General features: G+C 55.7%; 7 protein-coding genes and 1 pseudogene. 1 reads left to right on the forward strand and 7 read right to left on the reverse strand.

The features are described 5' to 3' along the window. Positions 1–52 precede the first annotated feature (52 nt). The 7 genes and pseudogenes from BHAP_RS04665 to BHAP_RS04695 form a co-directional block, all read right to left on the reverse strand. Positions 53–1,684: an ABC transporter substrate-binding protein gene (locus BHAP_RS04665; RefSeq protein ID WP_094729592.1), complete on the reverse strand. Its 1,632-nt coding sequence runs from the start codon at positions 1,682–1,684 to the stop codon at positions 53–55. Between the two features lie 143 nt (positions 1,685–1,827). Next, on the reverse strand, positions 1,828–2,481 hold the full coding sequence (locus tag BHAP_RS04670) for a peptide deformylase (protein WP_094729593.1): 654 nt from the start codon (positions 2,479–2,481) through the stop codon (positions 1,828–1,830). A gap of 114 nt (positions 2,482–2,595) precedes the next feature. Continuing rightward, positions 2,596–3,981 carry a phosphoglucosamine mutase gene (glmM, locus tag BHAP_RS04675; protein WP_094729594.1) on the reverse strand — a complete coding sequence of 462 codons (1,386 nt, stop codon included), beginning with the start codon at positions 3,979–3,981 and terminating at the stop codon, positions 2,596–2,598. Positions 3,982–4,254: 273 nt separating this feature from the next. After that, positions 4,255–6,864 (reverse strand): aminopeptidase N, encoded by a 2,610-nt coding sequence (gene pepN / locus BHAP_RS04680; RefSeq protein ID WP_094729595.1) that lies wholly within the window; start codon positions 6,862–6,864, stop codon positions 4,255–4,257. Positions 6,865–7,012: 148 nt separating this feature from the next. Then, positions 7,013–8,710, reverse strand: a pseudogene (locus BHAP_RS04685) (ribonuclease J); the annotation flags it as partial. A gap of 503 nt (positions 8,711–9,213) precedes the next feature. Then, complete coding sequence (gene dapA, locus BHAP_RS04690; protein ID WP_420807711.1) at positions 9,214–10,107, reverse strand: 4-hydroxy-tetrahydrodipicolinate synthase; 894 nt, start codon at positions 10,105–10,107, stop codon at positions 9,214–9,216. Positions 10,108–10,327: 220 nt separating this feature from the next. After that, positions 10,328–11,107, reverse strand: a complete 780-nt coding sequence (locus BHAP_RS04695) for a hypothetical protein (RefSeq protein ID WP_143248738.1) — start codon at positions 11,105–11,107, stop codon at positions 10,328–10,330. 163 nt (positions 11,108–11,270) lie between these two features. On the opposite strand from BHAP_RS04695, the gene BHAP_RS04700 reads away from it, so the two are divergent. Then, the gene (locus BHAP_RS04700; protein ID WP_158216434.1) at positions 11,271–11,969 is read left to right on the forward strand and encodes a response regulator transcription factor; all 699 of its coding nucleotides are present in this window, start codon (positions 11,271–11,273) and stop codon (positions 11,967–11,969) included.

Raw genomic sequence — 11,969 nt, forward strand, 5'->3', positions numbered from 1 at the left:
ATCCCCACACCACGCGGTCACCGCACAACGCTTGCGATACCGTTCAAACTCACTACTTTGTGTAGGTCACGTTGTAGAGCGGCAGCAGCGTCTGGTTGAGGTTGACCGGGAACCCCTTCACCCCGTTCGCCCATGCCGTAGTGACGCGGTAGTTGAACAGCCAGTCGGCCGGCGCATCCTCGGACACGAGTTTCGCAGCCTTGGCGAGCAGCGTGTCACGCGTAGCGTCGTCAGTGGCAGCGATCGCCTGCGCGTACAGTTTTTGCACTTCGGCGTTGTCGTAGTTGTAGTAGTACGTCGGGTCCGCCCACTGGTAGAAATCGTGACTTTCGTTGTGATCCACGAGCGAAATATCGTAGTTTTTGTTTGTGTACACGTCTTGCAGCCATGTGGAGAATTCGACGACGTTCACCTTGAGGTCGATACCGATCTTAGCGAGTTGCGAGCGCAGTTGGTCGCCGATTTCCGTGCCATAGATGTTCGCATAGGTGATGGTCAGTTGCAGCGGTTTGTCTTCGCTGTAGCCAGCCTCAGCCATGAGCGATTTGGCTTTGTCGAGATCATACGGATAGAGGCCGGTCAAGTCTTCGTAACCCGGGTCGAGCGATGGGATTGGGCCGCCGAGTGCTTTATCAGCGCCGCCGCGCGAGGCGATGAGTTCGTCGTGGTTGATGGCGTATCGGATGGCTTGGCGCACGCGTTTGTCGGCAGTTTTCTCGCCTTTCGAGTTGAACGCCATCACGTATTTGTCGGTGTCGTCGCCGGCTTTGACGGTGTAGTGTTCGCTGTCTTTGGTGAACGGTGCGGCGAGATTTTCGGTGATTGGCGCGAGGACTTGCACGTCGCCTGATTTGAGCGCGTTCACGGCCGCGTTGTCGTCAGCGAGATACTTGATGATGACGGTCTGTGTCTTGGCTTTGTGCGTACCCCAATATGTCGGATTGACTTTGAATGTGATCGAATCGTTGGTCACGAACTTGTCAAGCAGGTACGGGCCGGAGCCGATCGCTTCAGTTTTCGCATCGTACTTGGCGTCCTTGTCGAAGACGAGTCCAGCGCGTCCGGTGAGTGTCCATAGCAGATTCGAGTTGGCGGTGTTGAGCGTGATTGTGACAGTTTTCGCATTATCGTTCGCCGTGACGGACTTGACCATGTTCAACGATTCGGCGTCATGATACTGGTTTTTGATGAGCTGGTTGATGGACCAGCTGACATCCTCTGCGGTGAGTGCGTCGCCGTTGGAGAAGGTCATGTTGTCGTTGAGATGGAACGTGTACGTCAGGCCATCTGCGGATTCGTCCCAGCTTTTGGCGATGGCTGGCACGACTTGGTTGTTTTCGTCGCGTGCAACAAGACCTTCGTACACGTTGCCGATGAGTACTTGGTCGAGTGCGGACCCGGATGTAGTACGAATATCAAGATTAGTGGGTGTGAGTTTGAGTCCGATAGTGATACTGTCGGCTGTGTTCGATGCAGCCACGTTACCAGTTCCAACGACTGTAGTATTGGTTTGCTTGTTTGGTTTGACGATGTTCACGCCGACGACGATTGCGATAACAGCAACGATTGCGATGATAGCCCACAGCCACCAACGGTTGGGGGTTTTCGCTGATTTGACACGGCCTTCGAGGCTTTCGTCGGTGGTTGCGCCGGTCTGCCCGTGCGCACCATTAGGTTCTGACATGGTTCTTCCTCTGCAATTATGGCAATTATGCGTATATAACAAAACGGCTAGCCGCCCATATGGGTCGACTGCCGTTTGTTATTGTATCGCCGATACTAGTCGTGCGAGTACCTCGTTTGTAGCAAAGCTATCAAATCGCAACGCTACAGCGTGAAGCCAAGCTCGGCCGCAGCTTCGGTCGGCACTGGATCGTCAGCCCACAAGTCCTCAAGGTTTTCCGTAGTGGCAAGCGAACGAATCTCAGCTTTGTCGATGTACAGTTCGCCGCTTAAATGATCCGTTTCATGCTGGAAAATGCGTGCCGGCCAACCGTGCAAGTGTTCTTCGTGACGGTTGCCGTCCTCGTCCTGCCAACGTGCGGTAATATCGAGCCAACGCTTGCGTACAGCCTGATATCCGTCGAAACTCAAGCAGCCTTCGTAAAAACTGCGGGTTTCCTCTCCAGCTGGCTCATAACTCGGGTTGATAATGACGTGGAATGGGAATTCGGCGATTTCACGGGGATCGTCTTCATCATTGCGAAGGTGATCTTCGACAACAGCGAGCGCAAGTCCGAGACCGATTTGTGTGGCGGCAAGTCCCACGCCAGGGGCTTCGAGCATGGTGGTATGCATGGTGTCGATGAGCTTGTCGAGTGTTTTACGGCTCAACTGACCGGTGTATTGTGCGGTTTGTTGCCGTAATACTGGTTCGCCGGCTTGCACGATTGGCAGAATGTGCTCTTTGCCGCCGGTTTTGATGAGTTGTTCAACGGCGCGGTTGAGTTCGATGTCGACTTTGGCGTTTTTTGTGAACATGAGTAGTGGTTCCTTATCGTTCCTTATGTGTAAGTCGTGGAATGTGAAAGAGCCGTACGCGTGCTGAGAATATGCGCACGCGTACGGCCAAACTTGCAGATGCAGGAGAAATTACTACAGGGCGAGTTCTTCAGCGACAACCGCTGCGAGGCGTGCGCACACTTCATCTGCCTGCTGCTGGGTGGCGGCCTCGGCCATCACGCGAACCAGCGGTTCGGTACCGGACGGACGCAACAGCACACGGCCGGTATCGCCGAGCAGCTTGGATTCGCGTTCGACAGCAGCCTGTACTTTGGCGTTTGTAGTGGCGGCCATTTTGTCGACGTTTGGCACGTTGACAAGTGTCTGTGGCAGTTGAGGGAAATCTGCAGCAAGCTGCTTGAGGCTCTTACCGGAACGGACAACTTCGTTGCACAGGGTGAGTGCGGTGAGCGTGCCGTCACCGGTGGTGGCAAATTCGCGGTTGATGACATGGCCGGACTGTTCGCCGCCGAGCGTGTATCCGCCGCGCAGCATCTCTTCGAGTACGTAACGATCGCCAACAGCAGTCTGTACGGTCTTGATGCCCATGTCTTTGAGGGCGAGCTTCAGTCCGAGGTTGCTCATCACGGTCACGACGAGTGTGTTGTCTGCGAGTTTGCCGGCTTCTTTCTTGGCGCGTGCGAGAATGCCCATGATTTGATCGCCGTTGACCATGTTGCCGTCTTCGTCCACGGCGAGGCAACGGTCGGCGTCACCGTCGAACGCGACACCCATTGCAGCGTCGGTGGCTTTCACCATCGCCTGCAATTGTTCGGGATGAGTGGAGCCAGCGTGCTTGTTGATGTTGTAACCGTCCGGAGATGCGTTGATGACCATGACTTCGGCACCCGCACGACGCAGGGCTTCGGGGGCGACCACAGAGGTTGCACCATTAGCACAGTCGGCTACGATCTTCAGACCCTTGAGCGGCTTGGGCTGGGTTTTGTCTGGGTTGAGCGGCGCGATTGTGGACACGAGATGATCGATGTACAGGTTGGTTGCGGTCACGGAATCATGGCTGATACGGCCGACACCGGCACCGGTCGGGCGTTCCCAATCTTTGCCGAGTACGGCTTCAATGTCGTCTTCTTTGCCGTCGGGCAGTTTGAAACCACCGCGCGCGAAGAACTTGATGCCGTTATCGGGCATTGGATTGTGCGATGCGGAAATCACCGCACCCATCTCGACGTTGAGCACAGAGGTAAGGTAGGCGATGCCAGGAGTTGGGATAATACCCGCGTCAATCACGTCGAATCCGCCGGCGGCCATGCCAGCCGACAGTGCCGCGGCGAGGAAATCACCAGAAACGCGCGTATCACGGCCGACCAGCGCACGACGACGGCCTTCAGGCTGATCGTCTTTAGTACCGGAGTCTCCCAGCACGCGCACAGCAGCGTCACCCAAGTCAAGTGCCAGTTTTGCGGTCAGATCTTTGTTCGCCAGTCCACGAACGCCATCGGTTCCGAACATTTTCGGCATAGTGCTATTCCCTCACAGTCTGTGATATCGGTTGCCCAATGCCAACCACGTAGCATCAGGTCCTGTCCGTGCACCATCGTACCTAATCAGGCCGGCAACACTGCCCTGCCACACGCGAATCATCCCGGTTCCGTCACATACGACTGTGGGCATGGACTGCTCATAAGGAAGCGGAATATCACCGTTTCATGATCAGTCCATGCCCACATCAGACCGGTCTGAATAAATCTGTGTCAGGAGATCAATTCAGACCGGTCAGGATACTATCTGGTTTTACAGAGCCGCATTGAAGTCACGAACCTTGAGCGTGCGCTGCGAAGACTCGACGTTGCCGCGAATGATGCGCTGAAGCGCATTGTCGGCCGTCTCATGGCTGGCGAGCCACTCGTTACCGAGTTCAACCAGCGTAGCCGGGTCCGCGTAAGCCGGGTACAAACCTTCAAGTAAGGCTTCAGCCATGTGGAAGGTCTTGTTCTCCCACACCCAGTCCACCGTCTCGAAATACTGTTCAGCATATGGCTGAGCCAAATCAGCGCGCGGCGTAGCGGCGAATCCACGAGCCACAGCCTCAAGCTGAGAGTTCGTCAGCTCGTCGTTGTGAAGCGCCTGATCCCATGCCCATGCCTTCGCGTCTGCCGTGCCACGCACTGCGCGCGCACCGTAAGCGAACTCGCGGTTTTCAGTCGTGTCACGCTTGGCAAGCTGCGCATCAATATCGGCTTCGTTGAACACGTTCACTGAAGCGAGTGCGTTGACCAGCGTCCACGTGAAGTTGTTGTCGATGTCAAGACCTTCCAGCTTGACCGTGCCATCGAGTAAACCGCGCGCGTTAGCAGCGAACGCATCATCGCCTTCCTCACCGTATCCGAGGTAAGCGGTGGCAAGCTGGAACTGCTGATCAGAGCCAGCAGGAGCCGCGGACGCGAGCTTCCACAGTTCAGCAGCCACATGCTCGATCACTTCAGCACGACGTGCCGGTGCCGTGTAATGCCATGCGGCCGTGCTCATGCAAGCGAGCGCGTAACGGAACGTCGTCGACTCAGTTTCGTTCGCCAGCAGTCGCAGCGTCGTATTGACAAACTGTTCAGCAGCCAGCTCACCATCGCGCGTCATATCCCACAGAGCAAGCCAGATGACCGCGCGAGCGAGCGCATCGTCGAAACGGTGCAGGTTCGCGAGCGCAAACTCAAGCGAGGACTGATCGAAGCGCAGCTTGGTGTAGGTCAGATCGTCATCGTTTACGAGAATCAACGCTGGACGAGGCTTTCCAGCAGCCTCGCTCACCACGGTTGTCTCACCGTCAACGTCAAGCTCGAAGCGATCGGTGCGCACGATCTTGCCGGTGGCCGTGTCCTCGTTGTAGAAGCCGACAGCAAGTCGGTGCGAACGCAACACTGGGTAATCGATCGGCGCAGACTGCTTGAGTGTGAGTGATGTGATCGTACCGTCGTCCGCAACAGACACGTCAGTGGCGATCGTGTTGATGCCGGACTGTTCAAGCCACTGAGCGCTCCACGCCTTCAAATCGCGGCCGGAGGTCAGTTCGAGCTCATGCAGCAAGTCAGCAAGCGTGGCGTTCGCGTACGCGTGCTTGTTGAGGTACGCGTTGATGCCCTTGAAGAACTTCTCGCGGCCCACGTAGAACACGAGTTGCTTCAACACGGAAGCGCCCTTTGCATACGTGATGCCATCGAAGTTGACATACGTGTCGTTGAGATCGTTGATCGGCGCGACGATCGGATGTGTGGTCGACAGCTGGTCTTGACGCAGCGCCCAGCTCTTCTCACCGGAGCAGAACGTAGCCCATGCGTCGTGCCATTCGGTGGCCTCGGCGGTGGCGAGCGTGGACGTGAACTCGGCGAAGGATTCGTTGAGCCACAGGTCATTCCACCACTTCATTGTCACATAATCGCCGAACCACATGTGAGCCAGCTCATGCAGAACGGTCACGACACGGCGTTCGGCGAGCGCATCGGTGACCTTGGAATCGAATACGTAGGAGTCGCGGATGGTGACCATACCGATGTTTTCCATCGCGCCCGCGTTGTATTCGGGCACGTAGATCTGATCAAACTTGGCGTACGGGTAGGGCACGCCCCACGTCTTGTCGTAGAATGCGAAGCCCTTCTTGGTGATGTCGAACAGGTAGTCAACATCCTTGGCGAACGCTGCGGCGAGCGATTGACGGCAATACTGGGCCATCGGCACGACACGGCCGTCCTCGTTGCGGTAGGCAGTGTGCCATTCGGCATACGGGCCAGCGCAGATCGCAGTCAGATAGGAGCTCATAGTCGGCGTGGTTTCAAAAACCCATTCCTTAGTGGTTTCTGCTGCGTGATCGCCAAGCGTACCTTCTTCAGTGGTTTGTTCGCTGGCAGTGACCGACTTGACTGGCATGTTCGAGGTGACGATCCAGCTGGATGCGGCGAGCACGGAGAAGTCGAATGTGGCCTTGAGATCGGGCTGATCGAACACGGCGTAGACGCGGCGAGCATCCGGCACTTCAAACTGGGAGTACAAGTAGACATTGCCGTCAGACGGGTCAACAGAACGGTGCAAGCCTTCACCCGTGTTGGAATAGCGGCACAATGCCTTGACTGTGACCTCATTATGCTCGGCAAGATCAGTTAACGCAATGCGGCTATCAGCGTACGCGGTGGCTGGGTCGAGCGAGCGACCGTTAAGCGTAATTTCGCTCACTTCGTCTGCGATCAGATCAAGGAATGTGGATGCGCCCGGTTTCGCGTCAAAGGTGATAGTCGCGGTCGAACCGAACGTTTTCGCACCGACGGTCAGATCAAGATGGACCGCGTAATGAATTGGCTTGAGGACGATTCCTGCTCGCTCCTCAGCTTCAACGCGGGTGAGATTTGCTCCTGACATATGTTCTCCTTGTGGAATTGTATGTTGGCTTGCCTTGCCGGCAAGCCGTTGTGCACAGCACGGCTAAGGGGCAGTCAAGAAGCTTGACCTTCTGACTACCCCTTAGCAGCTACTTGGCTCCCCTAGCAAAAGGAGCCGCAAAAGATGATCACTGTTCGATCACGTCGGTGGCAATATCAGCCACAACCGGCACGATCATTGGCTTGCGGTGCAATTGACGCGCAACCCATCCGCCGAGCGTACGACGCATGATCTGCTGCAACTTGTACGTGTCACGAGTGCCAGTCATCATCGCATCGTTAAGCTGTTCCACGATCTGATGACGGACACGATCGAATTCGCTTTCGTCTTCAGCAACTGCGTTGAGGAAGATCTTCGGACCGGACACAACCTCACGATTGTCTGTATCGACGACCACGAAGCTCGACACGAAACCTTCAGTGCCGAGAATACGACGCTTTTCAAGCTCTTCGTCAGTCAGTTCACCGATCGAATCACCGTCAACATACACGTAGCCGCACGGCACCGAGCCAACAACCGCAGCTTTACCGTGGTACAGATCAACCACGTCACCGTCTTCAGCAAGCACAACATTATCCGGGTCCACGCCAGTCTTCACTGCGATCAGGCCGTTCGCAACCAGATGGCGGTTCTCACCGTGGATTGGCATCGCGCACTTCGGCTTAACAATGTTGTACATGTACAGCAGTTCGCCCTCATTGCAGTGACCAGAGACGTGAACTGCCGCGTTATCACGGTTGACCACGCGCGCGCCAAGCTGCACGAGCTTGTTGATAACCTTATACACTTCGTGCTCGTTGCCCGGAATGAGCGAGCTGGCGAGAATAACCGTGTCGAACTCGTTGATCGTGATATCGCGGTGGTTACCGTCTGCGATACGGCCGAGCGCGGCCATCGGTTCACCTTGCGAGCCAGTGCACATGTAGACGATCTTGTCGTCTTGCACATCGTGTGCCTGCTTCAAATCGATAACCGTATCTTCTGGCAGATGCAGGTAGCCAAGATCGGCGGCAATCGACATGTTACGCACCATTGAGCGGCCGACAAACACCACTTTACGACCGTACTTGTGCGCAGTATCAACAACCTGCTGCACACGGTGAACGTGGCTAGAGAAGCTCGCAACGATAATCTTACGGCTGGCCTGTGCGAACGCTTGGTCGAGAGCCGGTCCGATTGAAGTTTCCGGCTTGACAAAGCCCGGAACTTCAGCGTTCGTTGAATCCATCATGAGCAGATCAACGCCTTGCTCACCAATCTTGCCGAATTCTACGAGATCGGTGATGCGATGGTCGAGTGGCAGCTGGTCGAGCTTAATATCGCCCGTATCAATCAGCGTGCCAGCTGGCGTCTTAACATACACGGCGAGCGCGTCTGGAATCGAATGCGTTACGTTGATGAATTCAAGCTGGTACGGGCCAACCTTCATCTTGTCACGGCCGGTAACCGGAACCATCGTCGGATGCTGATTGTGCTCCTTGCACTTGGCTTCCACGAACGCAAGCGTGAGCTTGGAGCCGATCAGTGGAATATCCGGGCGCAACTTCAACAGGTACGGTACGCCGCCGATGTGGTCTTCGTGGCCGTGGGTGAGTACGAGTGCTTCAACCTTGTCAAGACGATCCTTGATGTAGTCGAAGTCCGGCAGGATGAGATCAACGCCAGGCTGTTCTTCTTCTGGGAAGAGCACGCCGCAATCGATAAGCAGCAGATGACCGTTGTATTCGATGACGTTCATGTTGCGGCCGATTTCGCCAAGACCGCCGAGCGGAACGATACGCAAGGAACCCTTGCGATACTTCGGCGGAGCAATCAGTACAGCATCCTGCTGAGGAGCAGTGGCCGGCTGACCATTGCGAGCGATGCGACGACCGCCAGCATTATTGGAGCGTGAGCCGCCACGACCGGAATTGCGCGAAGAACGCGAACGAGTGTTGCCAGATGACGAGGCAGATTCAGACTGATCGTCGCGTGAGTCGTTTCGACTGGTGCGTTCGCCGCGATCAGCGGTTTTACTCGTTCGATGTGAACGAGTAGTACGGGTGGCTTTCCGCTCGTCTACGTCGAGATCGTCGAGTAGGTCAACAGCTGCCTGAGCGGCGGCCATCTGTTCGGATTCGCTCTGCGGTTGAGCTGAGCTAGAGCGTTGAGTGGTGCGCTTGCGCGCGGTATGTTCAATGTGTTCTTGTTCTGTGACCATTTCCTAGTTGGTTTTCCATTACTTGGTGTTCCCGCCTGTGCTGGGAACGACGTGTGTGTTGCGTCCGTACCGGCGTGTGCGCATGAGGCATGTTTGCGCGGCATATTCCGGGTATTGCGCGGTACGGTTTAGTGCAGCAGACCAGATGCTCGCATGCCATTTTCGGCGCGGCAGAATTCTTCTGGACCGGGGCCGACGTTCGGCAAGCGCATAGTGGTGTCGTCAAGAACACCACGCACTTTGAGAGCGGCCTTGGCCATGACTGCTTGGAATCCGTTGCCATTCATAGCTTCGACGAGCGGAGCGAGCTGTACTGCAATACGCTGTGCTTCACGAATGTCGCCGCGGTCGAATGCATCCGAGAGCTTGCGCATCGGGCCTGCGGCCGCGTGTGCGATTACGGAAATAATACCGACTGCACCGACCGACAGGAACGGTAGGAATAGTCCGTCATCGCCGGAGTACCATGTCAAGCCAGTTTCCATGCGCTTGCGAACTGCGCCAGCGATATCACCGGTAGCATCCTTGACAGCTGTCACATGATCGAGTTCAGCCATACGACGATACGTTTCCAGCTGAATGTGCAGACCCGTACGGCCGGGCACATCGTAAATGATGATCGGTTTGTCAGCGGACTCGTTGACTGCCTTATAGTGCTGGAAGACGCCATCTTGCGAAGGACGGGAATAGTATGGCGCGACGACGAGTACGGCGTCGGCACCAGCTTCCTGAGTCTGCTCGACCATGCGCACGGTGTGTGCCGTATCGTTCGAGCCAGCGCCGGAAATAATCGGCACGTCAACAGCCTCACGAACGGCTTTAACAAGCTCTACTTTCTCATCCATGTGCGTGGTGGGTGATTCGCCCGTCGTACCGTTGACAACGATGCCATCTGCACCGTCTGCAACCAGCTGTTTGGCGAGTTTCTGCGCAGCATCATAATTGATGGAGCCATCAGAATTCATAGGTGTGACCATTGCCGGCAGAATGCGCCCAAACGGGGCCGGGTCCAGAAGATGCATCGTCTCACTCATACGACACACCGTACTTCTCGGCCGGGACGCGAGAGGATGACGTGTAAGGATGCGTACCAGCATCCGAATATCGAGCGTAACTGCGCGCAATAATGGGACCTGCGCGCAGTTACGCTTATTTTTCACGCCAAAATCCAGCATAACTGCGCGCACCCGTTGTTATTGCGCGCAGTTACGCTGGATTACAGCAGGCCAGTACCCTGATCAGCTACGAACCGATTGAGTAGAGGTTTTCGTCGTAGCGCAGAATAATAGTATCGGTCGAATCAGGGTCAGCAGGAATAGCTGGCTGATGTTTGAGCGTGTACGCCTGATTGCCGCTCGTATCATCGCGTCCGATACCGCGCGAGAATCGCTTATCAGAAGTAACGATTTCGCCATCACGCCACCACCATTCTCGAATCTGACCTTTGCCATCATGATGAATCGTGGCTGGCTGATTAGCATTGTCTTTCTCAGCCCAATCCGCATCACTATTCGGATCGAACCACAGTACACGTACTGACAATTTCGTCGTCGAACCGTCGTACGGAAGCAGTTCAGCATTCGCATATGTACGCTGAATAGACGGCGCAGTACCGTCGATCACTAACCGCAGTACAGACTGACGGCCGGCGCGCACATCATCCATAAACTTGGCAATCCGATCACTCGTGCCACGCGCGTTGAGATATACCGGGAAATCCTCGTCGTCAACAAGCTGCCAGCCATATACCGCTTTGCCACCGTATATGTAGCCTTTCGATTCCAGCTCATCGCGCGTTATGGTCGGGCTAAGTGACACCAATTCGTCGACGATTTTCTGCGAGGTCATGCGCGTCTCTCGCTGCCATACAAACGCACCCGTAACAATGATCGCGAACGCGAGAAATGCAGCCAACAGCCACCACCATGTCGGTCGGCGTGTTATGGACGGCACTGCGGGCGCATTGCGCGGCACACTCTGCGCATCGTGTGTATCGTGATTGTGCATTAATGACTTGTTCATGACGACCTCCTCGTCATCGTGCTGCGTACCGGAGCGGCTACCGACCGGCGGATTCGCCGATGATTTCACGTTACAGTGTTTCCATTGTCTCGCGCGATTGCGCGACATGCGCCGCATGACATGAAGTTCTGGCACGATGTCATGCGAGTCTAGACTGAACAACATGACACAGCACGCGCAACATCGATCAGTTTCGGTCGCGATCGTAGACAATGACCGTATGGCCCTTATGGCGTTATCATCGCTGCTGCCGCGCGCTGGATTCACAGTGATCTGGACCGCGCAGTTAGGTGCGGCGGCGATTCAGCGGTGTATTCGTGCCGAAGACCGACCAAATGTGCTGCTGGTAGACATGGCGTTGACTGATATGACTGGCATTGACGTGTGCCAAGCTGTACATCGTTGGACGCCCACGTTGCCGATGATTGGCGTGACTGCGTACGATCCGGATGTCTACCGCAACGCTGCGATCAGCGCTGGCGCAACTACCGTCATCAGTAAGGATGATATCGCAGCCATTACTACTGCGATTCGCACGGCAGTGTCGGCAGGATCAGCAGGATCAAACGCGCACAATCAGTCATCATCGAACCAACCAGACGACGCTGCTTCGTCGACTCCACCTCAATCCACCGCCGTTCAACACACTGCAGCTCAGCCAGCACGATCATTCGCACTGTCTGCACAACAAACTGCAATCATGCGAGGCTATGCAGACGGACGATCCACTGATGAAATCGCCGCTGAACTCGGTATTTCGAAAGGCACGATTTTCTCACAAGTTGCACGTGTACGAGAAAAACTGCATGCGCGCGATCGCGACGAAGCCGTCGCCCTGTGCCGACGATATTTAAGGATGTAA

Origin of the sequence: Bifidobacterium hapali (genome assembly GCF_002259755.1) — a bacterium.
GTDB classification, from domain to species: Bacteria; Actinomycetota; Actinomycetes; order Actinomycetales; family Bifidobacteriaceae; genus Bifidobacterium; species Bifidobacterium hapali.